The following is a 24772-nucleotide window of genomic DNA, read 5'->3' on the forward strand; positions in this document are numbered from 1 at the left end:
ATGGATGAACGACGAGACCGAGCCGGTGACCGAGAGTCCTCTGCTGAACCCTCGACCGTCCTCCGGCGGTCTCGACCGATCCGACGTCGTCGTCCGCAAGGGGCGGCTGACCCTGATCAACGGACACCTCACGCCGCAGCAGTCGATGATCGAGGACCTGCTGTTCCTCGACGACGCGCTCACCGCGGCTGACGTCGACCACCTGCTCATCCGCGGCAACGACCAGCGCCCGGTGATCGCCCTCGACGAGCGTGACCGCCAGCGTGCCGAGAGCGCCGTGATGTCCGCGGCCGTCAACGAGCCCTTCTACGCGAAGCCCCCGGGCAAGCCGGCCGTGCTCGTGCAGGACGACGGACTCGGCTCCGTCGAAGAACCCGTGCTCCGCGTGTTCCGTCCGCGGCTCGAGCCGCTCGGCCGCCTGCGCTACGGCGCCGAGACGAGCGTCCAGCTCGAGTTCTGGCGCGTCACCGACATCGAGGTACTCGCACCTGTCGAGAACGCCCTGATGCGTCGCAGCCTGCCGATCGACGAGTTCGTCCTCGTCGACATCGAGCGCTACGGCCGCACTTGGCGCACCGTCGAGCACATGTTCGACGACCACGTCTCGGACATCCGGTTCCCGATCGACATCGTCTTCTCGTGGGTCGACGGCAACGCCATCGAGTACCAGCGCGCCCGCCAGGCCGCACAGTCGAACGCGGTCCTGGGCGAGGGCGACGACGCCCCGGCCCGGTTCCGCCAGATCGACGAGCTGAAGTACGCGCTCCGCTCGGTGCACACCTTCGCACCGTGGATCCGCCAGATCTACATCGCGACGGACTCCCCGGCGCCGCACTGGCTCGCCGAGCACCCGAAGGTCCGCATCGTCCGCAGCGAGGAGTTCTTCGCCGACCCGTCCGTCCTGCCGACCCACAACTCGCAGGCCGTCGAGTCGCAGCTGCACCACATCCCGGGCATCAGCGAGCACTTCATCTACTCGAACGACGACATGTTCTTCGGGCGCCTCGTCGACCCCTCGGTGTTCTACAGCCCGGGATCGGTCACGAAGTTCATCCTCGCGTCGACCCGGATCGGCCTCGGCTCCAACAACCCGGCACGCAGCGGTTTCGAGAACTCCGCCCGTGTGAACCGTCGCCTGCTGCAGCAGCGCTTCGGTGCGGTGACCACCCGGCACCTCGAGCACGCCCCGACGCCCCTGCGCGCCTCGATCATGACCGAGATGGAGCACGAGTTCGCCGACGAGTTCGCGGCCACTGCGGCGTCCCGCTTCCGAGCCGCCGACAACATCTCGGTGACGAACTCGCTGTACCACTACTACTCGCTGCTCACCGGTCGGGCGATCATCCAGGAGAACGCGGCCGTCGGGTACATCGACACGACCATGGTCTCCGGACTCAAGGCCCTCGACGAGCTGCTGAAGAAGCGGAACGTGGACTTCTTCTGCCTCAACGACGGCAGCTTCCCCGAGGTCAGCGACGAAGAGCGCACGCAGCGCGTCACGGGCTTCCTGGAGCGCTACTTCCCGTTCCCCGCGCCGTGGGAGCGCCCCAGCGCTTAGGACGCGCCAGCGGCCTGCTGGGGCGCTCCGGGCGAGCCTGCGAGCCCGGTCCCACGGGGCGCTTAGGACGCGCCAGCGGCCTGCTGGGAGCGTCCCAGCGCTCAGGACGCGCCAGCGGCCTGCTGGGGCGCTCCGGGCGAGCCTGCGAGCCCGGTCCCACGGGGCGCTTAGGACGCGCCAGCGGCCTGCTGGGGCGCTCCGGGCGAGCCTGCTGGGGCGCTCCGGGCGAGCCTGCGAGCCCGGCGCCGGAACCCGGCCACGAGGTTCGCACGCTCCACCGGTCACGACTCCCCGCCACCCCCACGCCGAGCGGTCGCAACCCGTCGCCTCCGCCTCCCGCAACCAACAGAACGTGACCACGCGACGCAGCACCCGCGGTGAGTCGCGACCACCCCGCGGGCCGGGAGGCGCGAGTCGACCCCGCCACGGGCCTCCCGACCGTCGGGCGTGCCGTCGAGACCTACACGACGCCGCGCGGTCAAGACACCCCGTTGGCTGCCCGCCGAGCGGTCACGAACTGTTGATTGCCGAGCCGCCAGCCGACGGAACGTGACCACTCGCCGCGCACTGACGGGGAGTCGTGACCGCACGCGCCCGCGCTTGGTGAGCAGAAGAGGTCGGGATCGCATGGCGGACCCGACCTCTTCTGCAATCGAAGCGCGCGGGGCTACCGGTGGATGGGGGAGACGGGCACCGAGTCGAGCGTGAACACCGGGATGCTCGAGGTGACCGGTGCCGGCTCGACGGCCGCGGGGATCGTCACGCCGTGCGCGGCGAGCTTCGCCTCGGTCTCGAGCGCGGAGACGGGCTGTCCGACCGTGGCGTAGTGCCCGATCGGCACGACCGAGTGCACGACGTTGTGGCCGTAGACGTGCACGAGGTTGAACGACTGAGCTCCGTCGCGTCCACGGGTGCCGCCCTGGTACTCCGTGAGGTCCTGGGTGTAGCAGGTGGCGCTGGCGACGGACACCGGGATGCCGGCGAAGACGGCACTGGTCGAGTAGTGCAGGTGCCCGGCGATGATGGCGAGGACGTCGCTGCCCTCGACGACCTCGGCGAGGGCTTGCTGGTCGCGCAGCTCGACGAGGACGGTGAGGTCCTGGACACTCGGCACCGGTGGGTGGTGCATCGCGAGGATGGTGCCGTGCGGCGCGGCCTCGGACAGGACCTCGGCGAGCCAGTCGAGCTGCTCGGGGGAGACCTCACCGTGGTGGTGACCCGGCACGCTCGTGTCCAGGGTGATCACGCGGAGGCCGTTGACGTCGTAGACGAAGTCGACCGGGCGGTCGGTGGGCTGCAGGCCGAAGAGCTCCTGGCGGAAGGCACCGCGCTCGTCGTGGTTGCCCATCGCCCAGATGACCTGTGCACCGATGCGCTGCGCGGCCGGTTCGAGGATCTCGCGGACGCGGGCGTACGCACCCGGCTCGCCCTTGTCGGCCACGTCGCCGGTGACGACGATCGCTTCGGGCCGCGTGCCCGAGGCTTCGATGTCCGCGACGATCTGCGTGAGCCGTGCGGCGGAGTCGACATCGCCGTACAGGTTGCGGTCCCCGGAGACGAGGTGCGTGTCGCTGAGGTGGAGGAGGAAGTGGTTCGGCCTGGGGTGTTCGGCCGTCCGGCTGTCCATCGGGGTCTCATTCCGTTGGCGGATGCGTGGTGCAACACGTTGCCACACCGTCCTGGACGAGTCCAGCATGCGAGAGTGAACCAGCCGTGAACTGGGGGCGGCGTGTTGCCCTGTGCACGAAGAAACCCCCGCCACTTCGTGACGGGGGTTGCTTCGTGCGCTACCGATCAGTGATCGCCGGGGCCGACCTGGGGAGCCTGGTGGCCACCCTCGAGGTTCGGGCCGTGGTGCGCGGCGTGTGCTGCCTCGAGCTCTGCCTTCGAGACCGGCTCGATGCGGTCTTCGAAGAAGAAGCGGGAGACGCCGGCGCGGACCTTCTGCAGACCCGTGATCTTGCCCTTGGCGTTCGGGCGGATCATCAGCGGCTTGTACTCGTTGAACTGCAGGAGCTTCCACCGCTCGTACTCGTCGAGCTGCTCGTGCACCTCGATGTACTCGCCGTGGGGGAGTCGGACGATGCGGCCCGACTCGTAGCCGTGCAGGACGATCTCGCGGTCCTTCTTCTGGAGGGCGAGGCAGACACGCTTCGTGATCCAGAAGGCGATGAACGGACCGAGGACCGTCGTTGCCTGGATCACGTGGATCACGTGTTCGATCGACACCAGGAAGTGCGTCGCGATGATGTCCGACGAGGCTGCTGCCCAGAGGCTGGCGTAGAGCGTGATGCCAGCGGCACCGAACGCCGTGCGCGTCGGGGCGTTGCGCGGGCGGTCGAGGATGTGGTGCTCACGCTTGTCGCCCGTGACCCACGCCTCGATGAAGGGGTAGAGCAGGATCGCCAGGATGAGCAGCACCAGGACCGCGATCGGCGCCAGGATGTTGAACGACACCGTGTAGCCGAACCACACGACCTCCCAGTGCGGCGGGACCAGTCGGAGCGCACCGTCGGCGAAGCCGATGTACCAGTCGGGCTGGGTACCGGCGGACACCGGAGAGGGGTCGTACGGGCCGTAGTTCCAGATCGGGTTGATCGTGAACAGCGACGCGATGAGGGCCAGGATGCCCGCGACGATGAAGAAGAACCCACCGGCCTTCGCAGCGAACGCCGGGAGGATCGGGACACCGACGACGTTCTCGTTGGTCTTGCCCGGACCGGCGAACTGCGTGTGCTTGTTGATCACGACGAGCACGAGGTGGACACCGAGCACCGCGACGAGGATCGCCGGCAGCAGCAGGATGTGCAGCGTGTACAGGCGGCCGACGATGTCGGTCCCCGGGAACTCGCCACCGAACAGCAGGTAGGCGATCCAGACGCCGATCACCGGGACACCCTCGATCATGCCGACGATGATCCGCAGACCGTTTCCGGAGAGCAGGTCGTCGGGGAGCGAGTAGCCGGTGAAGCCCTCGGCCATGGCGAGGACCCAGAGCAGGAAGCCGAAGACCCAGTTGAGCTCACGCGGCTTGCGGAAGGCGCCGGTGAAGAACACGCGGGCCATGTGCAGCATGATCGACGCCACGAACAGCAGGGCTGCCCAGTGGTGGACCTGGCGGACGAAGAGCCCGCCGCGGATGTCGAACGAGATGTCGAGCGTGGACTGCAGGGCCGTCGACATCGCCACGCCCTTGAGCGGGACGTACGAGCCGTTGTAGACGACCTCGGTCATCGATGCCTGGAAGAAGAACGTCAGGAAGGTCCCGGAGAGCAGCACGACGACGAAGCTGTACAGCGCCACCTCGCCGAGCATGAAGCTCCAGTGGTCCGGGAAGATCTTGCGGCCGACTTCCTTGACGAGGCCCGAGATGCTGGTGCGCTCGTCGATGTAGTTGGCGACCCCGCCGATGATGCGGGATCCGCGCTCCGGCGCCGGCTTGTTCGTCGACGTGTTCGGTGCGGTGGTGGTGGTGCTGGTCATCAGCGTTCACGCTCCCAGAAGGACGGTCCGACCGGCTCGTGGAAGTCGCTCTGGGCAACCAGGTAGCCGTCGTCGTCGATCGCGATCGGAAGTTGGGGGAGGGGGCGTGCTGCCGGACCGAAGATGACCTCGCAGTTGTTCGAGACATCGAAGGTGGACTGGTGGCACGGGCACAGCAGGTGGTGCGTCTGCTGTTCGTAGAGCGCGACGGGACAACCGACGTGGGTGCAGATCTTGGAGTACGCGACGATGCCGTCGTAGCCCCAGTTCTCGTGGCCCTTGGACGGGTTGAGGTCCTTCGGGTCGAGACGCATGAGGAGGACGGAGGCCTTGGCCTTCTCCTCCAGCATGTGCTCGGACTCGAGCATGCCCTCGGGGATGACGTGGAACACCGAACCGATGGTGACGTCGGAGGCCTTGATCGGCAGACCCGTCGGGTCCTTCGTCAGGCGCAGGCCCTGCTTCCAGAAGGTGTGGCGGAGCAGCTCGTTGGGGTCCTCGGCCGGAGCGAGGTCACGGACCAGGACGATGCCGGGGAGCGGGAACGCGGCCAGGGCACCGATCATCGAGTTGCGGATCAGCTTGCGACGGCTGAAGCCGGACTCCTTGTCGGCGAGCTGGAACGCCTCGACCGCCTTGGCGCGGGTCGCGTCGGTGCCGCGGGTGCCGTGGCGGAGCTCGGTGATCTCGCGGTCGACGACGAGCGACTTCGACCAGTAGACGGCGCCGAGGCCGAGGGCGAGGAGCGCGAGGGCGATCGACAGGCCCAGGAAGAGGTTCGCGGTGCGGACCGTCCCGAAGTCGCTCGGGTCGATCGGGAAGGCGACGTACGCAGCGATCGACAGGACGCTGCCGACGATCGACAGGTAGAAGTACGCGGCGACCTGGCGCTCGGCCAGACGCTGCTTCTTCGGGTCGACGTCGGTGCGACGCGGGCGGTGCGGCGGCTCGCCCGGGTTCTCGAACGGGTCGACGGGGAGGACCGCGATCCCGGGGGAGGTGGTCGTGCCGTGCTTCTCGACAGCCGAGGACGAGTTCAGCGTCTCGTCGTCGTGCTCTGCCATGGTGTTCCCTTCAGTGTCGTTCGACACGGACGATCAGTTGGACTTCGCGGTCAGCCAGACGGTCATCGCGACGACCGCGCCGAGTCCGAAGATCCAGATGAACAGACCCTCGGCGACCGGCCCCAGGGAGCCGAGTGCGAAGCCACCGGGGGACTTGTTGTCCTGCACGTACTTGAGGTACGTGATGATGTCGGCCTTCTGCTCCGGCGTCAGGTTCAGGTCGTTGAAGACCGGCATGTTCTGCGGACCGGTGAGCATGGCCTCGTAGATGTGCTTGCCGGAGACCGTCTCGAGGTTCGGGGCGTACTTGCCCTCGGTCAGCGCACCGCCGGCGCCGGCCACGTTGTGGCACATGGCGCAGTTGATGCGGAACAGTTCGGCGCCTTCAGCAGCGTCGCCGTCCTCACCGTTGGTGAGCTCGGTGGAGGGGACCGACGGGCCGGGGCCGAGGGAGGCGACGTACTGCGCGAGCGCGTCGACCTGCTCGTCCGTGAACTGCGCGGGCTTCTCTTCGGCCTGCGGGCCCTGAGCGGCCATCGGCATGCGGCCGGTGCCGACCTGGAAGTCGACCGACGCGGCGCCGACACCGATGAGGGACGGGCCCTCGCTCGTGCCCTGCGCGGAGAGACCGTGGCAGGTGGCGCAGTTCGAGGCGAAGAGCTTCTCGCCCTCGTTCACCTGCGACTGGCTCGAGGCGGCGACGGTGTTCGTGCTGTCGTCGGCGTTCGCCGTGGAGCTGAACAGTGCGTACGCGCCACCGGTGGTCATGAGACCCACGACGATGAGCGACACGGTCGCCATCGGTGAACGGCGGCCCTTCTTGGACTTGGTTCTGTTGAACATGTGCTGGGGGGTGTCCAGTTCCTACTTGAGAAGGTAGATGACGGCGAAGAGGAAGATCCACACGACGTCGACGAAGTGCCAGTAGTACGACACGACGATGGCGGTGGTCGCTTCCTTGTGGCCGAAGTTCTTGGCGGCGAAACCGCGGCCGAGCGTCAGCAGGAAGGCGATGAGGCCACCGGTCACGTGGAGCCCGTGGAACCCGGTGGTCATGTAGAACGCCGAGCCGTAGGCACTGGAGGAGAGCGTCACGCCCTCGTGCCAGAGGTTGGCGTACTCGAAGATCTGGCCGCAGACGAAGATCGCACCCATCGCGTAGGTGACGAAGAACCACTCCGTCATGCCCCAGTGGCGCGGGTTCCAGCTCGTCCGGTGCACCTGGAAGCGCTCCGCGGCGAACACGGCGAACTGGCAGGCGAAGCTGGACAGCACCAGGATGATCGTGTTCACGGAGGCGAAGGGCACCTCGAGCTTCGCGGTCTCGGTCGCCCAGAGCTCAGGGGACGTGCTGCGGAGCGTGAAGTAGATCGCGAACAGGCCGGCGAAGAACATGACCTCGCTGCCCAGCCACACGATCGTCCCCACGGCCACGGCGTTCGGCCTGTTGAGGGCCGGACCGCTGGCTGATCTGGAGAGAGAGGTGCTAGTCACGTCCTCCATTATGGCCGAAACCCCCGACAGTGTTTTCGCAGGAGACTGGCGGGTCTCTCGAATTCACTACGATCGAGCCATGCCTGACGCACTTTCTTGGCCAGCAGTGATCAGCGCGCTCATGGCGCGCGAGGACCTGACGATCAGGCAATCCACATGGGCCATGGAGGAGATCGTGCACGGGCGCGCCACCCAGGCACAGATCGCAGCCTTCGCCGTGACGCTCCGCGCGAAGGGCGAGACCGTCGACGAGGTCGTCGGGTTCCGCGACGCGATCCTGGACGCCGCGGTTCCGCTCGACGTCGATCCGATGGCGCTCGACATCGTCGGGACCGGTGGCGACGTGGTCGGCACCGTGAACATCTCGACCATGGCGGCCATCGTGATCGCCGCCGCCGGGGTCCCCGTCGTCAAGCACGGCAACAAGGCCAGCTCGTCGAAGTCCGGCTCGAGCGACGTGCTCGCCGCCCTCGGACTCGATCTCACGATGGACGCCGCGCGTGTCGCGGACACCTTCCGGCGTGTCGGGCTGACCTTCGCCTTCGCCAACGCGTTCCACCCCGGTTTCGCCCACGCAGGCCCGGTGCGGCGCGAGATCGGCGTGCCGACGGTGTTCAACTTCCTCGGCCCGCTGGTCAACCCCGCACGGTGCGAGGCCAACGCCGTGGGGGTCGCCCAGCTCGACCTCGTCCCGATCATCACGGGCGTGTTCCAGACGCGCGGAGCGACGGCCCTCGTGTTCCGCGGCGACGACGGACTCGACGAGCTGACCACCACCGGGCACAGCCACATCTGGGAGGTCACCGGTGGCCGCGTGACCGAGCACGACCTCGACCCGCGGGACCTCGGCATCGCCCGCGCACGCACGGAGGACCTGCTCGGCGGCGACCCCGAGCACAACGCCGGAGTCGTCCACCGGGTGCTCGCTGGGGAGACCGGACCCGTCCGCGACATCGTCCTGCTGAACGCCGCGGCCGGCCTCGTCTCGTTCCGGCTGGCCCAGGACCCGAACGAGTCCGACCGGCCGATCCTGCAGCGCTTCCGCGAGCAGCTGGTCGTCGCCGCCGAGGCGGTCGACTCGGGCGCCGGTGCGCGCAAACTGGCTGATTGGGTCGGCGCAGCTCCCGCCGCGTAGTCCACGCCGCCCTGCGCACCGTGCGCGGTGCGTCACCTGGTGCGAGCCTGACGGCTCGGTGCTGCGCCACGAGCGCGCACCAGGCGGTCACCGCTGCACCCGGTCAACAAGCCCGCACCGTGCCGTGTCGACAACCCCCTGCCGGACCGGAGGGCCGTGGCGGGCCCGTCCCGCGCCTCCAGTCCGCACCGTGCGCGGTCCGCGATCCCGTGCCACCCCAGCGCGAGCCGCACCGTGCGCGGTGCGTCACCTGGTGCGAGCCTGACGGCTCGGTGCTGCGCCACGAACGCGCACCGGGCCGTCACCGCTGCACCCGGTCAACAACACCGCACCGTGCCGTGCCTGCCACCCCGTGCCGGACCGGAGGGCCGTGGCGGGCCCGCCCCGCGCCTCCAGTCCGCACCGTGCGCGGTTCGCGATCCCGTGCCGCATCCGCGCGAGCCGCACCGTGCACGGTGCGTCACCCGGTGCGAGCCTGACGGCTCGGTGCTTCGCCACGAGCGCGCACGGGGCAGTCACCGCTGCACTCGGTGAACAAACCCGCACCGTGCTGTGCCGGCAACCGCCCGACGACCGACGACCGGCCAACCGCGACGGACCCGCAGGAGACGCAACGCACAGGAGGCCCGGTGCCGGTTCATGGAACCGGCACCGGGCCTCCCGTCGGTGCGTTCAGTGCACGCGGTCAGCGTGCGCGTGTTTCGTTACTGCACGTCCTCGTCAACCCAGTCGAAGGTCTTCGTGACGGCCTTCTTCCACAGGCGGAGCGTGCGCTCGCGCTCGGCGGCGTCGAGCTGGGGCTCCCAGCGCTTGTCCTCCTGCCAGTTGGCACGGAGCTCGTCGAGGTTGGCCCAGAAGCCGACCGCGAGACCGGCGGCGTAGGCCGCACCGAGCGCCGTCGTCTCCGCGACGACCGGACGGACGACCGGCACGTTGAGCATGTCGGCCTGGAACTGCATGAGCTCGCTGTTCGCGGTCATGCCGCCGTCGACCTTGAGCTCGGTCAGGTCAACGCCGGAGTCGGCGTTGACCGCGTCGAGGACCTCGCGGGTCTGCAGCGCCGTCGCCTCGAGGGCGGCACGCGCGATGTGGCCCTTGTTGACGAAGCGGGTGAGGCCGACGATCGCACCGCGGGCGTCCGGACGCCAGTACGGCGCGAAGAGCCCGGAGAACGCCGGCACGAAGTACACGCCGCCGTTGTCCTCGACGGTCTTGGCCAGGGCCTCGACCTCCGGGGCGCTGCCGATCAGGCCGAGGTTGTCGCGGAGCCACTGGATGAGCGAGCCCGTGACGGCGATCGAACCCTCGAGGGCGTAGTGCGTCTCCTGGTCGCCGAGCTTGTAGCCGACGGTGGTGAGCAGGCCGTTCTCGGAGCGGACGATCTCGGTACCGGTGTTGAAGATCAGGAAGTTGCCGGTGCCGTAGGTGTTCTTCGACTCGCCCTGGTCGAACGCGGCCTGACCGAAGGTCGCGGCCTGCTGGTCGCCGAGGATGCCGGCGATCGGGACCTCGCGCAGCAGGCTCGAGGACTCGACGTGGCCGTAGACCTCGGAGGAGCTGACGATCTCGGGGAGCATCGACTTCGGCACGCCGAAGTCGGCGAGGATGTCGTCGCGCCACTGCAGCGTCTCGAGGTCCATGAACAGCGTGCGGGACGCGTTCGTGACGTCGGTCTTGTGCACGCCGCCGTCGATGCCACCGGTCAGGTTCCACAGGACCCAGGTGTCGGTGGTGCCGAAGAGCAGGTCGCCCGCCTCCGCCTTCTCACGGGCACCCTCGACGTTCTCGAGGATCCACATGATCTTGGTGCCGGCGAAGTAGGTCGCGAGCGGCAGGCCGACGATGGCCTTGTACTTGTCGGTGTCGCCGTCGGCGAGCTTGTCGACGAGCGCCTGCGTGCGGGTGTCCTGCCAGACGATCGCGTTGTAGATCGGCTTGCCGGTGGTCTTGTCCCAGACGACGGCAGTCTCGCGCTGGTTGGTGATGCCGACGGCTGCGACGTCGTGACGCGTGATGTCGGCACGCGACAGTGCCTGACCGATCACCTCGCGGGTGTTGTCCCAGATCTCGGCGGGGTCGTGCTCGACCCACCCGGCGCGCGGGAAGATCTGCTCGTGTTCCTTCTGCCCGGTCGAGATGATCGAACCGGAGTGGTCGAACACGATTGCTCGGGTCGAGGTCGTGCCCTGGTCGATGGCGACGATGTAGTCGGCCATTGGTGCTCCTTACGGGTGTGTTCGGTGCGGGTGCGTGTTCGGTCGTGCGGAACGGCCGTCCACGCCTTCGGGGTGGGGGTGGGTCAGCTGACGATGGGCAGCAGGGCGTAGGACAGCCCGGCGGCGAGGGCGCCACCGATCAGCGGTCCGACGACCGGCACCCAGGCGTAGGCCCAGTCGCTCGAGCCCTTGCCCTTGATGGGCAGGAAGGCGTGCGCGATGCGGGGGCCGAGGTCACGGGCCGGGTTGATGGCGTAGCCGGTGGGGCCACCGAGGCTGACACCGATCGCGATCACGAGGAAGGCGACGGGGATCGCACCGAGCTGCGACGGGGTCTGCCCGTTGGTGAACGCGATGACGACGAAGACCAGCACGAAGGTGCCGATGATCTCCGTGACGAGGTTCCAGCCGTACGACCGGATCGCGGGGCCGGTCGAGAAGACGCCGAGCTTGGCGGCCGCGTCGGGCTCCTCGTCGAAGTGCTGCTTGTAGGCGAGCCAGACGATGACCGCACCGATGATCGCGCCGATCAGCTGGGCGAGCCAGAACAGGAACATCTCGCCGACGGTGATGTTGCCGAGGATCGCCTGCGCGAGGCTGACCGCGGGGTTGAGCTGTCCGCCGGACTTGTAGGACACGGTGACACCGGCGAAGACCGCGAAGCCCCAGCCGATCGTGACCATGAGGAACCCGGCTCCGAAGCCCTTCGACTTCGCCAGCGACACAGCGGCGACGACGCCGCCACCCAGGATGATGAGCATCGCCGTACCGACGAGCTCGGACAGGAACTTGACGCCGATGTCGTCCATCGGTGACCTCCAGTGCGTGAGGTGGGGGTCCGGCCGTGCTGCGCCGCACTCCCCGTTGAGTGATTGAGGCCAACCATAGTGACGACGCTCACGGCCGGGCGATGAATTCGTGAGCGAAGTGCGGCATCGTGCACGAACGTGCAGGACGAGTGTCCCCAGCACTCTCCCGAGCCGGTGACGCGTCCTCGGCGCACTGCACGAACGTGCATCGGGAGCGGACGGCTGCCCGTGCCGTCGATGTAGATTGGGCCCACTCCGGTCGACGACGCGCGGTGTGACCGCCACGGTTCGACCCCGTACCCGTGGAGGCACCGCATGAAGAAGCTCATCAACGACCCGCAGGCCGTGGTCGAGGAGACCGTCCGGGGCTTCGCCCGGGCACACGCCGGACACGTCGTCCTGGTCGAGGACCCGATCCACCTGCACCGCGCTGACGCACCCGTCGCCGGCAAGGTCGGGATCGTCAGCGGCGGCGGCAGTGGCCACGAGCCGCTGCACGCCGGCTTCGTCGGGTACGGCATGCTCGACGCCGCGGTGCCCGGCCCGGTGTTCACGAGCCCGACGCCCGACCCGATCGTCGCCGCGACGAAGGCCGTCGACGGCGGTGCGGGCGTGCTGCACATCGTGAAGAACTACACCGGCGACGTGCTCAACTTCGAGACGGCCGCCGAACTCGCGGCGATGGACGACGTCCGCGTCGAGTCCGTCGTGGTGGACGACGACGTCGCGGTGCAGGACTCCCTGTTCACCGCCGGCCGTCGCGGTGTCGCCGGGACCGTCGTGGTGGAGAAGTGCGCCGGCGCCGCCGCCGAGCGCGGGGACGACCTGGACGCGGTCGCCGCCGTGGCCCGGCACGTCAACGACGTCACGCGGTCGATGGGGCTCGCACTGGCATCGGGCACCGTCCCGCACGCGGGGGAGCCGTCGTTCGTGCTGGCCGACGACGAGGTCGAGCTCGGCATCGGCATCCACGGCGAGCCCGGCCGCGAGCGGATCGCGATGGCACCGGCGGACGAGCTGGTCGACCGCGTGCTCGAACCGATCCTGAACGACCTCGACGCCCCGGCCGGGTCGTCGCTGCTGCTCCTGGTGAACGGCATGGGCGGCACCCCGCTGTCCGAGCTCTACATCGCCTACCGGCGCGCCGCCGAGGTCCTCTCCGACCGCGGTTACCAGGTCACGCGTAGTTTGGTCGGCGACTACGTCACGTCCCTCGAGATGCAGGGGTTCTCGCTCACCGTCACGGTGCTCGACGACGAACTCACGGCCCTCTGGGACGCCCCGGTGGAGACCCCGGCCCTGCGCTGGGGACGCTGACCGACCGCGACCGCGACCGCAACTGCGACTGCGACCGCGACCGACCACGGCCGCTCGACCACCGGACCACGACACCGGGCCCACCGGGCCCGCCACACGAAGGGAACCGCATTGGCGCTCGACACCGCATGGGCCATCGACTGGGTCCGTCGCACCGCCGCGACGATCGACGAACACCGCGCCGAGCTCGTCACGCTCGACCGTGAGATCGGCGACGGCGACCACGGCGAGAACCTCGACCGCGGGTTCCGGGCCGTGCTCGAGGCCGTCGACTCCGGGTCCTTCGACACCCCGGGTGCCGTGCTCAAGACCGTCGCGACGAAGCTCATCTCGACCGTGGGCGGGGCGGCCGGCCCGCTCTTCGGCACCGCCTACCTGAAGGCGGCGCAGGCCGCCGGTGACGCGGCCGAACTCGACGCGGACACCCTCGTCGCGGTCCTCGCCGCCGCCCGCGACGGTGTCGTGTCCCGCGGCAAGGCCGCGGTCGGCGACAAGACGATGGTCGACGCGTGGAGCCCCGCGGTCGACGCCGCAGCAGCGGCCGCCGGTGCCGGCGACGACCCGAAGGCCGTGCTCACCGCAGCAGCCGACGCCGCCGCGCAGGGTGCGGCGGACACCGAGCCGCTCGTCGCCCACAAGGGCCGCGCGAGCTACCTCGGCGACCGCGCGATCGGGTACCGCGACCCCGGTGCGCAGTCGACCGCGTACATCCTGCGCGCAGCGGTGGACGCAGCGTGACCGTCGGCATCCTGGTCGTCTCGCACAGCGCGGCGATCGCGACGGGCACCGTCGAGCTCGCACGGCAGATGGCCGCGGACGTGCCGCTCGTCGCCGCGGGCGGCACGGACGACGGCGGCATCGGCACCTCGTTCGAGGCGATCACCGCCGGCATCGAGGAACTCGCCCAGGCGGACGCCGTCGTGGTCCTGTGCGACCTCGGCTCCGCCTACCTGACGACCGACACCGCGCTCGACTTCCTGGACGACGACGTCCGCGCACGCGTCCACGTGTCGCAGGCCCCGTTGGTCGAGGGAGCGGTGGCCGCTGCGGTCGCCGCCCAGACGGGCGGAGACGCCGACGCGGTGCTGGCCGCCGCTGCATCGGCCGCGGGTTCCGAGGCGGACTCGAGCACCGCCTCCCGTCCGTCCGGTGACCAGCCTGGAGGCACGGGGCCGGCCGACGGGACTGCCCCCGTCGACGACGCGGCCGGCTCCGACCGCGTCAGCGCGTCGGTCGAGCTGGTGAACGAGACCGGGCTGCACGCCCGGCCCGCCGCGGAGTTCGTGAAGACGGCGGCGAAGTACGACGCGAGCGTGCACGTCAACGGCGTGGACGCGAAGAGCCTGCTGGCGATCATGGCCCTGGCGCTGCCGAAGGGTGCGACGGTGTCGATCGACGCGACCGGGCAGGACGCGCAGGCCGCGGTCGACGCCCTGGTGGAACTGGTCCGGTCCGGCTTCGGCGAGTGACACCGCCGCCGGGGGAGACCCCGGCGGCGGTGCCCGCTCCGGTCAACGGATCGAGATCGTCCCCGCAAGGTCGAGGTCCGAGGGGCCGCCGGTGACCCCGGCGTCCGCGAGCAGGGTGGCACCGAACACGGCGCTCCAGAACGTGCGGGCGTCCCGGGCGACGCCGCTCGGGCTCGTCCAGCCCTGGTCGGCGACGACGCGCTCCAGGTAGCGCTCGGACTGCCGGAAGAGCACGGCGAGCAGCAACCGCACGCGCTCACGCTGCGCCGGGTCGTCCCCGGCGGCCCCGAGCGCGCGGACCACGAGCGGGGTCGACGGCATCGCGAGGGCGGTGCGCGCGAGGAGCTGCCGGAACGACTCCGCCGAGCGGGCACGACGGCCGGCCGCCTGCAGTCGCGTGGTGTCGCGGAGGAACAGGGCGAACGCGGCGTCGAGCACCAGGCGGTCCTTCGAGCCGTAGTGGTGCGTGATCTGGTTCGGGTAGACACCCGCGGCCCGGGCGACCTCGCTGACGGTGACGCTCCGAGCGCCCGCGCTGAGCAGTCCGGCCGACGCGGCGAGGATCCTCGCCCGTGTCGCCGCGCCGCGTGCCGTGCCGGAGCCGTCCACCGTGGTTGCCATGTCGGAATTGTACGTGGTACAACTCAACTTGTTCAACGTACAAGAGGAGTTCCCGTGGACATCGTCATCACCGGCTACGGCGCGGTCTCACCCTTCGGCCACGGCGTCGCGCCGCTCTGGGACGCCCTGGTGGCCGGTCGCTCCGGCGTCCGAGCCCTGCACCGTGACGGAGCACTCTGGGAACAGGTGCCGATCCGGGTCGGGGCCGATGCCACACTCGACGCCGAGGGGTCGCTCGGGCGGGTCCGCGCCAATCGCCTGGACCGCAGTCAGCAGCTGGCGCTCGTCGCCGCGGACGAGGCCTGGGCCGACGCCGGTGCCCCCGCGGTGGAGGGCGACCGCCTCGCCGTGGTCATCGGCACCGGGATCGGGGGAGTGGAGACGCTCCTCGACGCCCACGACGTGCTCGGTGCATCCGGTGCCCGGCGGGTCTCACCGCGCACGGTGCCGATGCTCATGGCGAACGGTGCCGCCGCGCAGATCAGCATCGCGTTCGGGGCGCGGGGCGGCGCTTACACGACGGTTTCGGCATGCGCCTCCGGTGCGGAGGCCATCGCCACCGCCGCGCGACTCATCGCCACCGGTGAGGCCGACGTCGTCATCACCGGCGGGACCGAGGCCGCCGTCACCCCGGTGACGATGGCGTCGTTCGCCCAGTCGCAGGCCCTCGCGAAGCCCGACGGCGACGACCCGACGACCCTGTCCCGGCCGTTCGACGCCGACCGCCGCGGCTTCGTCCTCGGCGAGGGCGCCGGCATCGTCGTGCTCGAGCGTGCCGACCATGCCGCCGCCCGAGGGCAGCGGTCGCACGGCACGCTCGCCGGGTGGGGGATCACCTCGGACGCGCACCACATCACCGCACCGCTCGCGGACGGCAGCGAGCAGGAGCGGGCGATGCGCGCCGCGATCCGGATGGCGGGCCTCACCGGTGCCGACGTCGACCACGTGAACGCGCACGCGACCGGTACCCCGGTCGGCGACGTCGGCGAGGCGGCCGCCATCAGCCGTGCGGTGGGGACGGGCGCGCTGGTCACCGCTCCGAAGAGCGCGATCGGGCACATGTTCGGCGCTGCCGGCGCGGTCGAGGGGATCCTGACCCTGCGGACGCTCGAGACCGGGATCGTTCCACCGACCCTGAACCTCGACCGGCTCGACCCCGCGGTGGACCTCGACGTCGTCTCCGGCACAGCCCGGACCGCGCCGCTCCGTGCGGCGTTGAACAACTCGTTCGGGTTCGGCGGTCAGAACGCGTCGCTGGTGTTCACCGCGGCGTGAGCTCCTGCAGGCCGGTGACCCGGAGCAGGTCGAGCTTCGCGGCGTCCTCGGAGCCCGGGACGACCGTGTAGACGACGATCCGCAGGTCACCGCCGGGGACGCTCAGCACGTCGCAGTCGATCTCCACCGGCCCGACGGGCGTGTGCACGACCTTGCGGCTCGCACGGTGCTCGGCGATCCGGCCGGTCTCCCATCGCCGGGCGAACTCGGGGGACTCCCGCAGCAGCCGTTCGACCAGGTCCGACAGGTCACGGTCCGCCGGGTAGCGCCCGTACGCCTGCCGCAGGTCGGCCGCGAGGTCGCTCGAGAACTCCTCCTGGTGCTCGTCGTCCCAGTCCACCCCGTCGCGCTCCTGCATGAAGTGCCGCCAGACCAGGTTGCGATCGAGCCCGACGTACCGCGAGGGGTCGCCGTTCACCGCGGCCCACAGCTCGTTCCAGAGCACGATGTCGTGGGTCGCCGTGAACACCGCGAGCGGGACGTCGCCGAGCCGGTCCACCAGCCGCTGCACGCCGGGCGTGATGTGCCGCGGCACCACCTGACGCGACGGCGGGGCGACACCGGCCACCCGGCACAGGTGGTCCCGCTCCTCGGACGACAGCCGGAGCGCCGTCGCGAGGGCGCCGAGCAGCTGCGGCGACGGGTTCGTCGCCCGGCCCTGCTCGAGGCGGACGACGTAGTCGACGCTCACGCCCGCCAGCGCGGCGAGCTCCTCGCGGCGGAGGCCCGGGGTCCGTCTGCCGGGGCCGGCCGGCAGGCCGACCGCCTCGGGACGCACCCGGTCACGCCAGGAACGCAACACGTTCGCGAACTCGCTCATGCCCACCATCATCGCCCCGCGCCTCCAGTCCGTCCTGGTACTGCCGGTCCCACCGTCGCACCGTGCCTGGGGAAGCCGGGCCGGCGGGGGCAGGCTGGGCGCATGACAACGACACTCATCACCGGGGCCAACCGCAGCCTCGGACTCGAGACCGCACGCCGACTGCTCGAAGCCGGCCACACCGTGTACGCAGGCATGCGCGACCCGGCCAGCGGCGACGACGCCCGCGCACTCGGCGCCCACGTCGTGCAGCTGGACGTCACCGACCAGGCCAGCATCGACGCGGCGATCGCGACCATCCCCGAGCTCGACGTCCTCGTGAACAACGCCGGGATCCTCGGCACCTCGTTCGGGGTCGACGACCTCGACGCGAGCGCCATGGCGACCGTGCTCGACACCAACGTCACCGGCATCGTCCGGGTGACCCAGGCCGCGCTGCCCCTGCTGCGACGTTCGGCGGCACCCGTCATCGTGAACGTCTCGTCGGGGGTGGGGTTCCCGCGCTGGCTGACGACGCCGGGGCACGACGAGTACGGGGTGCCGGCGGTGCCGTACGCGGCGTCGAAGGCGGCCGTGATCGCGTTGACCGTGCAGTACGCGAAGAACCTGCCCGGGTTCCGGGTGAACGCGAGCGACCCGGGCTACACCGCGACGGAGTTCAACGGGTTCGGCGGACACCAGACGATCACCGAGGGCACCGACGCCACGGTCATGCTCGCGACGATCGGAACCGACGGGCCGACGGGGGAGTTCCACAACCGCGAGGGCCGCATCGAGTACTGAGTGGCAGCGCTCCGTGTGCGCCCGCGCCCCCTCAGTCGTGCACGTCGGCGCCGAACCCCGGCCCGGGACGCATCATCCAGCCGTCCGGGTCGGGCAGCGGGCGGAACCCGAACCGCTCGTACAGCCCGTGGGCATCCGCGGTGAACAGGGCGAAGCGCTTCAGGCCGAGCGGCTCGACCGCCTCGGTCACGCCGCGCACGAGTGCGACCCCGACGCCGCGGCCCCGGGCGTCGGGGTCCACGAACACGTCGGCGAGCCAGCCGAACGTCACGCCGTCGGTGATCACGCGCGCGTAGCCGAGCTGCGCCCCGGTCGTCGCGTCGTACACGCCGAAGTTCCGGGAGCCGGCGATGATCGCCTCCTGTGTCGCCCGGTCACGGCCGCGGGCCCAGTACGACTCCTCGCTCAGCCAGCGGTGCACGCGGTCGACGTCGAGGTCTTCGGGGTCGGCGGAGAAGCGCAGATCGGTCATCGCCTCAGTCAACCGGAGACGCGGCGGAGGGTCGACGTCCGATCCGGATCCGGTGGACCGTTCCTCGATGCGTCCGCGAAGCCCGCAAGAACGAATACGACATATTCATTGCAGCATTCCAGATGGATTCCTACACTCCTGGGCAGTGGGTGCACCCGCATCCGCCCGCACGAGGAGTCCCATGCGAACACGCATCCCGATCCGAGCAGTCGTCGCCACGGCGTTGTCGATGACGCTCCCACTCGCCGCCGTCGCCCCAGCGGGTGCGACCCCAGCCGGGGGAGCGGTCGGCACGGCCGCGACGGACGCTCCGCGGTCGACCGCCCGCCCAGCAGGGACGGTCGGTCTCGCTGCGAAGGTCGCCAAGGACGGGAACGGTCCGTTCAGCCCGGACGACCGACCCGGAGGCGACTCGAGCGGAACGAACGGCATCGTGCGGACACTCGACGCGATCACGTACAGCGTCGAGATGAGCGTGAACGACGGCGACAGCGTCGACCAGCGGTTCGTCGCGACCGCTCCGGCCGGCACGACCTGGGCGGGCCTGCCCAAGCCGTGCACCGGGGCCGCGTCGCGCATCGACGGGCAGCGGCTCACCTGCTCGGTCGGTGACCTGACGGAAGGCAACCTCGTCGAGGTCCCCGTCGTGCTCGACGTCTCCGGCACCATGCGGCACGGCGACGACATCGACGTCACGGTCGAAGCCACCGCGGACAACGCTGACAACGGCGTCGTGACGGCGCTCGCACCGACCGTGACGGTCTCGGCAGCTGCGCGCTACAACCTCAGCAAGGACGTCGTCGGTTCGTCGCTCACCCCCGACGTCATCGGTCCCGACGGCGATCGAGGCCTCCGTCTCGTCTACCCGATCGCGGTCAACTGGGAGCCCGTCGTCGCCGGACAGGGCCTGCTCGGGTTCGAAGCGAGCGCCGGCCCGATGACCTTCACCGACGACGTGTCCGAGATCCTCGGCGACCTGCCGTCGACCGCCGTGCTGTGGAACGGGACCGCGCCTGCCTGTGGCGTGAACGCGACGAACGCCTGGCGCTTCGACGGCCTGCCGGGCGGACGGGGTGGCGGGCCGCGCAGCGTGGTCGACTCGGGGACCATCGTCTGCGCGCAGTCCTCGCCCGGCGCGGACATCGACGTGACGATCACGGACACCGTCACCGATCCGGACCGCATCCCCACCCAGTCGCTCAGCGGTGGCCCGGTCACGGGTGGCACCAGGGCGTACTTCGTCTCGGGCTACCTGAGCCTCTGGCTGCCCTACCCGCCGGGCTCTGTCCTGTCGACCAATCGGTACTCGGCCCTGCGGACCACCTCGGCGAGTGGCGCACAGAACTACCCCGGCAGCGAGGAGCCCCTCGCCGACAACACCACGTCGCGCAACCTGGTGGGTCTCGGGTCCGGCACTGCCGGCAAGCGACTCTGGCGCGTCATCGACGGCGCCGGCACCACCGTCGAGGGTTCCGCCCGCGCCGGCGATCCGTGGGTGACGCAAGGGCAGGTCCTGCGGAGCGACGTCACCGTCCTCAACGACGGGTACAGCCGTTACACCGGCACGATCCTCTGCGACACCTTCGATCGCGAGACCCAGCGCCTCACGCGCGCGGGCACCCCGGGGGCGACGGCGTGGACCAGCGGGTTGAGCAGACCGCGGATCGAGTACGCGGCCTACGACATGACGAGCCCCGCGTCCGGCCAGGGACACACGTGCGACGATGACGACGGACCGTGGTTCACCAGCCCGGACGACGTTCCGGGCGGTCGCGCCGCGGTCGGCGCCGTGCGCGCGCTCGGCGACGTCGACGGTGGGGCGAGAGCGGTGCTGCACACGTACGTCGCAGTGTCCGCCGCACCCTCGGGGACCCGCGCGTACGACTTCGGGCACGCCCTGCTCGGCGAACACACCGACGTCTGGACCCACGACACGGCTCGGCCGGAGAACGGCGCCGGAGCCATGGCCGACAGCGTCGTGATCACGGAGAACCTGGCACGCATCAGCAAGAAGATCGTCGACCCGGGCACGACCGCGGAGGACACACCGGACAAGACGAGCTTCGTCGGGTCCGGGAGCACTCTCGAGTACGCCCTCTACCCGACACTCACCAACGGCCACTCCGGTGGTCAACCGACCACGGTGACGGTCCGCGACGTGCTGCCGATGCACACCGACTACATCGCGGAGAGTGCGTCCCGTCCGGCCGAGATCGACACGATCACGGACAACGCCGGCAACCTCCGCCAGCGCCTCACGTGGACACTCGACGGCCTGCAGCCGAACACGAAGATCCCGCCGATCACCTACGAACTGCAGGTGTCGAGTCTCGCGCCAGCCGGACCGGTGCAGAACTACGCGACCATCGCGTCGCCGACGGACCGCTCCGAAGCGTTCCGCCGCGACACCCAACGAGCGGTGCAGGTCGTCGCCGCGGTCGGTGTCGGTGTCGAGAAGGTCGCCACCGAACCGGTCGTCGCGACGGGAGACCAGCTCGAATGGGACCTGCTCTACACGAACCGCGACGCCCGGAGCATCAGCGGGCTCGACGTCATCGACGTCCTGCCGCACCGAGGCGACCCTCAGGGCTCCGCCTTCCACGGGACGGTCTCGCTGGCAGACCGCGTCGACGTCGCACCCGGCGCCGGTGAGACCGTGCGCTACACCACGAGCGATCCGGCCTCCATCTCGCTCGACGGCTCTGCACCGTCCAACCAACCGGGCGGCAGCACGCTCTGGTGCGCGGCGGCGGACCTCGGCGACGCCGCGTGCGGGTCCGCGGAACTCGCCGACGTCACCGCCGTGCGGATCGAACGGACCGGCGAGGTCGCCCCGGGCCAGTCGGTCCGACACCACGTCGTGGTGCAGACCCACGGGCAGCGGGACGGCGACACCTACACGAACCGCTTCGGGCTCCGCGCCTCGAACCTCGAACTCGCCGCGCTGTCGAACCGCGCCACCGTGCGGGTCGTCGCCGGCAGCATCGGAGACCGGGTGTGGACGGACAGCGACGGTGACGGTCTCCAGGGTTCCGACGAGCCGGGCATCGACGGCGTACCGGTCCAGCTGTCCGGCGTCGACGATCGTGGTGCCGATGTCGTACGCGCGACCACTTCGGGACCCGATGGGGAGTACTCCTTCGACGGACTCCGCCCGGGTGCCTACGTCGTGACGTTCACGGCTCCGGACGGCCGTCGGTTCACGAAGGAGCACGTCGGAACCGACGGCACCATCGACTCGGACGCCGGCCAGGACGGCGAGACACCCGCGGTCTCGCTCGCATGGGAACGCTCCGACGAAGGCGCGAAGGAATCGATCACCCGCGACCGCACGGTCGATGCGGGGCTGCTGGTCGACGACTCGCCGTCGCACCCCGAGCCGGAACCCGGGCCTGACCCCGATCCTGACCCCGGCACGGTTCCCGGCGCCGGCGCGGTCCCCGGCGCCGGCGCGGTCCCCGGCGCCGGCGCGGTCCCCGGCTCCGGGGCGACGACCGTTCCGCCTGTCACACCGCCGCCCGGTGCGCGCGCGGGTGTCGGGGAACTCGCCTTCACGGGCACGTCGGGAGCGCCACTCGTCCTCGGCGTCGCGTTCCTCCTGCTGGCGCTCGGCGCCGCGATGCTCGGAACGAACCGGAACCAGCGGCGGCAGCGCTGATCCATCACTTGCAGCACGGCGATGCGACGGAGTCCTGACCCCAGGGGTCGGGGCTCCGTCGTCTTGCGACCTCCCGTCTGTCAGGATGGCGGCATGCGCGCCGTCCAGTACGCCCAGTTCGGTTCCGTCCCCTCGATCGTCGACCTGCCGGAGCCCGTGGCCCCGGACCACGGTGTCGTCGTGCGGGTGGCTGCTACCGGTGTCTGTCGCAGCGACTGGCACGCGTGGAAGGGCCACGACGACTCGGTCCGGCTGCCGCACGTGCCCGGCCACGAGTTCGCCGGTGTCGTCGCGGCGATCGGGGCGGGCGTCCAGCGTTTCGCCGTCGGCGACCGGGTCACGGCACCGTTCGTGTTCGCCTGCGGGACCTGCGCCGAATGCCTCGACGGCGCGACCCAGGTGTGCACCGCCCAGCAGCAGCCCGGGTTCGACCTGCAGGGCTCGTACACGGACTCCCTGGTCGTCCCGCACGCCGACCTGAATCTCGTCGCGCTGCCCGATGCCGTGGACTTCGCGGTGGCGGCGGCGCTCGGCTGCCGATTCGGCACCGCGTTCCACGCCCTGCACGCCCGAGGGCGCGTCGCCGCAGGGGAGTGGGTCGTGGTCTACGGCTGCGGGGGAGTCGGGCTCTCCGCGGTCATGGTCGCCGTGGCCGCCGGCGCGTACGTCGTCGCCGTCGACGTCTCCACGGCCGCACTCGAACGCGCAGCCGCCCTCGGCGCCGACACCGTGCTGATGGACGCCGATGTCGTCACCACGGTCCGGTCCCGCACGGGCGGCGGAGCACACGTCTCGCTCGACGCCTACGGCAGCCGTGCCACCTCGGTCGCCGCCGTGGCGTCCCTGCGTCCGCGCGGTCGGCACGTGCAGGTGGGGCTGCTGCTTGACGACGAAGCCGCTCCGGCGATCCCGATGGGCCGGGTCATCGCGGACGAACTCGAACTGCTCGGCAGCCACGGGGCAGCGGTCGGGGAGTACGGCGCGATGCTCGACGCCATCGTGGCCGGGCGGCTGCGTCCGGAAGAGACGATCGGCCGCACGATCGGCTTCGACGATCTGCCCGAGGCGCTCGTCGCGATGGACCGCCCTGCGACCTCGTCGGGCATGACCGTCGCGGTGTTCTGAGGCTCGGGCGTCCCGTCAGCCCTCGGTCCGCGCGTCCGCGGCCCGGCGGATGCGGAGCACGACCGCGCCGATGACGAGCACTGCCAGGATCCCGACGACCCCGACCAGGAGTGCCGGGCCGCCGTGGCCGTGCGCGTGCGTTCCGGCACCCGTGTTCGGTGCGGCTCCCGCTGCCGCTGCCGCTGCCGACGGTTCCGAGGATGATGTGGGCGCGGCCGTCGGGCTCGTCGTCGTGGGTGGAACGGTCGGAGATGCGGCCGGTTCCACCGAGAACGCGAGCTGCCCCTCGATCGGGTGGCCGTCAGGGGAGACGTACCGCCAGACGAGGGTGTGCGGGCCGGGGGAGAGCGACACCGCCTTGGACATCGAGGTGCCGTCGACGTCCACCGCTCCGGAGGACTCGTCGGTCCCGCCGTCGTCCCGGACCTCGATGCGCAGACCGGCTTCGAGCCCGGCAAGCGGCGCCTCGCTGAAGCTGAGTGTCACTCGCTCAAGGTCGGCAGCCACGGTGGCGCCGTCCGCCGGATCACTCGAGGTCAGTGCTGCGTGCGCCGATGCAGGTGGCGTGCCGATCAGCACGAGGAACGCGGACAGGGCGACGGCGAACAGGACCCGGGGTGTCACGGTTCGTGAGCGGCGTTGGTCATCTCGGTGATCGCGCACGCCTCCACGGTAGGGAAGCGATGTCGAGCGTCCCGTCAGCCGAGCGGGCAGGGCAGGAACGCCTGAGTGACATAAGCCTGAGTTGACATAATATGCATTATCGGCGCTCCGGCGGAGATGCTTCGTGAGCAGAAAAGGTCGAGTCCGCTGTACGGACTCGACCTCTTCTGCTCACTGGATGACGACGGCGTCAGTCGGCGGGCTTCGTCGGGACGTCGTCAGCGTCGATCTCGAGCGCTGCAGGCTCGCCGCCCTGTTCCTCCAGGGTGTCCTGGTCGGTGTCGGGCTGTTCCGGCGACTCGCTCTGGGTGGTCTCTTCGGCTGGGTCAGGCTGGCTGTAGCTCATGCGCCGGACGGTACGCCCGCGTTCCTGAACAGCCGCAAGCTCGGCACCCGAGACGCCTGGTGAGCAGCAATGGTCGAGTCCATCCGCTGGGCTCGACCATTGCTGCTCACGATGCGAAGCGCACCACTCACATGTTCGAGAGCGCCACCGCGTTGATGATGAAACCGATCACACCGATGGCGATGGCGACGATCGACAGGATGACGCCCGCCGTGATCATCCCGCGGCTGCCGCCACGCTTGCGCGCCGAGATGCCGAGCACGAGACCGACGATGCCGCCGATGACACCGACGATCGGCACGAACAGACCCACGACGGTCCCGATGATGCCGAGCACCAGGGAGACGATGGCGAAGGTGTTCGACTGCGCGGGCGCGTTGCCGGGGTTGGACATGGTGGAGCTCCTTCTGGTCAGGACGCCGATCCAGGCCGGGCAGCCGATTGTGAGCGTCAGTCAGAACGGT

The 24772-nt window shown here is 70.3% G+C and carries 22 protein-coding genes; 9 read left to right on the forward strand and 13 right to left on the reverse strand.

All coding sequences use genetic code 11. The features are described from left to right. Window positions 1-4 precede the first annotated feature (4 nt). Window positions 5-1558: a stealth family protein gene (locus DEJ08_RS09560; RefSeq protein ID WP_071403837.1), complete on the forward strand. Its 1554-nt coding sequence runs from the start codon at window positions 5-7 to the stop codon at window positions 1556-1558. 667 nt (window positions 1559-2225) lie between these two features. Here the strand turns inward: DEJ08_RS09560 and DEJ08_RS09565 are convergent. The 5 genes from DEJ08_RS09565 to ctaE form a co-directional block, all read right to left on the reverse strand. Beyond that, window positions 2226-3185: a phosphodiesterase gene (locus DEJ08_RS09565; protein WP_111054230.1), complete on the reverse strand. Its 960-nt coding sequence runs from the start codon at window positions 3183-3185 to the stop codon at window positions 2226-2228. 167 nt (window positions 3186-3352) lie between these two features. After that, entirely contained in the window at window positions 3353-5041 is a 1689-nt protein-coding gene (gene qcrB / locus DEJ08_RS09570; RefSeq protein WP_071403835.1) for a cytochrome bc1 complex cytochrome b subunit, read from the reverse strand. Continuing rightward, on the reverse strand, window positions 5041-6105 hold the full coding sequence (qcrA, locus tag DEJ08_RS09575; protein ID WP_027465615.1) for a cytochrome bc1 complex Rieske iron-sulfur subunit: 1065 nt from the start codon (window positions 6103-6105) through the stop codon (window positions 5041-5043). Before qcrA ends, qcrB begins: the two co-directional genes overlap by 1 nt. Window positions 6106-6138: 33 nt before the next feature. Then, window positions 6139-6948: a cytochrome bc1 complex diheme cytochrome c subunit gene (gene qcrC, locus DEJ08_RS09580; protein ID WP_071403834.1), complete on the reverse strand. Its 810-nt coding sequence runs from the start codon at window positions 6946-6948 to the stop codon at window positions 6139-6141. A gap of 21 nt (window positions 6949-6969) precedes the next feature. Next, window positions 6970-7608 carry an aa3-type cytochrome oxidase subunit III gene (gene ctaE / locus DEJ08_RS09585; RefSeq protein ID WP_027465617.1) on the reverse strand — a complete coding sequence of 213 codons (639 nt, stop codon included), beginning with the start codon at window positions 7606-7608 and terminating at the stop codon, window positions 6970-6972. A 70-nt stretch (window positions 7609-7678) separates the two neighbouring features. On the opposite strand from ctaE, the gene trpD reads away from it, so the two are divergent. Continuing rightward, window positions 7679-8734 (forward strand): anthranilate phosphoribosyltransferase, encoded by a 1056-nt coding sequence (gene trpD / locus DEJ08_RS09590; protein WP_111030102.1) that lies wholly within the window; start codon window positions 7679-7681, stop codon window positions 8732-8734. A 704-nt stretch (window positions 8735-9438) separates the two neighbouring features. Here the strand turns inward: trpD and glpK are convergent. Both glpK and DEJ08_RS09600 read right to left on the reverse strand, forming a co-directional pair. Then, window positions 9439-10950 (reverse strand): glycerol kinase GlpK, encoded by a 1512-nt coding sequence (gene glpK / locus DEJ08_RS09595; RefSeq protein WP_071403832.1) that lies wholly within the window; start codon window positions 10948-10950, stop codon window positions 9439-9441. A gap of 83 nt (window positions 10951-11033) precedes the next feature. Continuing rightward, window positions 11034-11759 (reverse strand): MIP/aquaporin family protein, encoded by a 726-nt coding sequence (locus DEJ08_RS09600; protein WP_111054231.1) that lies wholly within the window; start codon window positions 11757-11759, stop codon window positions 11034-11036. A gap of 315 nt (window positions 11760-12074) precedes the next feature. Between DEJ08_RS09600 and dhaK the strand changes: the two genes are divergently transcribed. The 3 genes from dhaK (at window position 12075) to dhaM (ending at window position 14545) form a co-directional block, all read left to right on the forward strand. Further along, window positions 12075-13076 carry a dihydroxyacetone kinase subunit DhaK gene (dhaK, locus tag DEJ08_RS09605; RefSeq protein ID WP_111054232.1) on the forward strand — a complete coding sequence of 334 codons (1002 nt, stop codon included), beginning with the start codon at window positions 12075-12077 and terminating at the stop codon, window positions 13074-13076. Between the two features lie 111 nt (window positions 13077-13187). Further along, window positions 13188-13814, forward strand: coding sequence for a dihydroxyacetone kinase subunit DhaL (dhaL, locus tag DEJ08_RS09610; protein WP_111054233.1), 627 nt, complete (start codon window positions 13188-13190; stop codon window positions 13812-13814). Then, window positions 13811-14545 (forward strand): dihydroxyacetone kinase phosphoryl donor subunit DhaM, encoded by a 735-nt coding sequence (dhaM, locus tag DEJ08_RS09615; protein ID WP_111054234.1) that lies wholly within the window; start codon window positions 13811-13813, stop codon window positions 14543-14545. Before dhaL ends, dhaM begins: the two co-directional genes overlap by 4 nt. 42 nt (window positions 14546-14587) lie before the next feature. Here dhaM and DEJ08_RS09620 read toward each other — a convergent pair whose 3' ends face one another. Then, window positions 14588-15166: a TetR/AcrR family transcriptional regulator C-terminal domain-containing protein gene (locus tag DEJ08_RS09620; protein WP_111054235.1), complete on the reverse strand. Its 579-nt coding sequence runs from the start codon at window positions 15164-15166 to the stop codon at window positions 14588-14590. A gap of 54 nt (window positions 15167-15220) precedes the next feature. Between DEJ08_RS09620 and DEJ08_RS09625 the strand changes: the two genes are divergently transcribed. Then, the gene (locus tag DEJ08_RS09625; RefSeq protein ID WP_111054236.1) at window positions 15221-16441 is read left to right on the forward strand and encodes a beta-ketoacyl-[acyl-carrier-protein] synthase family protein; all 1221 of its coding nucleotides are present in this window, start codon (window positions 15221-15223) and stop codon (window positions 16439-16441) included. On the opposite strand, the gene DEJ08_RS09630 is transcribed toward DEJ08_RS09625, so the two are convergent. Further along, window positions 16428-17261 (reverse strand): helix-turn-helix domain-containing protein, encoded by an 834-nt coding sequence (locus DEJ08_RS09630; protein WP_181438953.1) that lies wholly within the window; start codon window positions 17259-17261, stop codon window positions 16428-16430. The genes DEJ08_RS09625 and DEJ08_RS09630 overlap by 14 nt on opposite strands. 102 nt (window positions 17262-17363) lie before the next feature. Here DEJ08_RS09630 and DEJ08_RS09635 point away from each other — a divergent pair, with 102 nt between their 5' ends. Further along, window positions 17364-18044 carry an SDR family NAD(P)-dependent oxidoreductase gene (locus DEJ08_RS09635; RefSeq protein ID WP_071403827.1) on the forward strand — a complete coding sequence of 227 codons (681 nt, stop codon included), beginning with the start codon at window positions 17364-17366 and terminating at the stop codon, window positions 18042-18044. A 31-nt stretch (window positions 18045-18075) separates the two neighbouring features. On the opposite strand, the gene DEJ08_RS09640 is transcribed toward DEJ08_RS09635, so the two are convergent. After that, entirely contained in the window at window positions 18076-18516 is a 441-nt protein-coding gene (locus DEJ08_RS09640; protein ID WP_111024417.1) for a GNAT family N-acetyltransferase, read from the reverse strand. A gap of 181 nt (window positions 18517-18697) precedes the next feature. Between DEJ08_RS09640 and DEJ08_RS09645 the strand changes: the two genes are divergently transcribed. Together DEJ08_RS09645 and DEJ08_RS09650 are read left to right on the forward strand one after the other, a co-directional pair. Then, window positions 18698-22174 (forward strand): SdrD B-like domain-containing protein, encoded by a 3477-nt coding sequence (locus DEJ08_RS09645; RefSeq protein ID WP_146248463.1) that lies wholly within the window; start codon window positions 18698-18700, stop codon window positions 22172-22174. A 93-nt stretch (window positions 22175-22267) separates the two neighbouring features. Beyond that, a complete protein-coding gene (locus DEJ08_RS09650) occupies window positions 22268-23299 on the forward strand; it encodes an alcohol dehydrogenase catalytic domain-containing protein (RefSeq protein WP_111054239.1) in 1032 nt (343 codons plus the stop codon). Window positions 23300-23314: 15 nt separating this feature from the next. Here the strand turns inward: DEJ08_RS09650 and DEJ08_RS09655 are convergent, their stop codons facing one another. The 3 genes from DEJ08_RS09655 to DEJ08_RS09665 form a co-directional block, all read right to left on the reverse strand. Continuing rightward, the gene (locus DEJ08_RS09655; RefSeq protein WP_181438954.1) at window positions 23315-23962 is read right to left on the reverse strand and encodes a copper resistance CopC family protein; all 648 of its coding nucleotides are present in this window, start codon (window positions 23960-23962) and stop codon (window positions 23315-23317) included. A gap of 190 nt (window positions 23963-24152) precedes the next feature. Then, complete coding sequence (locus DEJ08_RS09660) at window positions 24153-24308, reverse strand: hypothetical protein (protein WP_163343611.1); 156 nt, start codon at window positions 24306-24308, stop codon at window positions 24153-24155. Between the two features lie 127 nt (window positions 24309-24435). Next, window positions 24436-24702, reverse strand: a complete 267-nt coding sequence (locus DEJ08_RS09665; RefSeq protein WP_111054241.1) for a DUF4190 domain-containing protein — start codon at window positions 24700-24702, stop codon at window positions 24436-24438. Between the last annotated feature and the right edge of the window lie 70 nt (window positions 24703-24772).

This window comes from Curtobacterium sp. MCLR17_054, from assembly GCF_003234335.2.
GTDB classification, from domain to species: Bacteria; Actinomycetota; Actinomycetes; order Actinomycetales; family Microbacteriaceae; genus Curtobacterium; species Curtobacterium flaccumfaciens.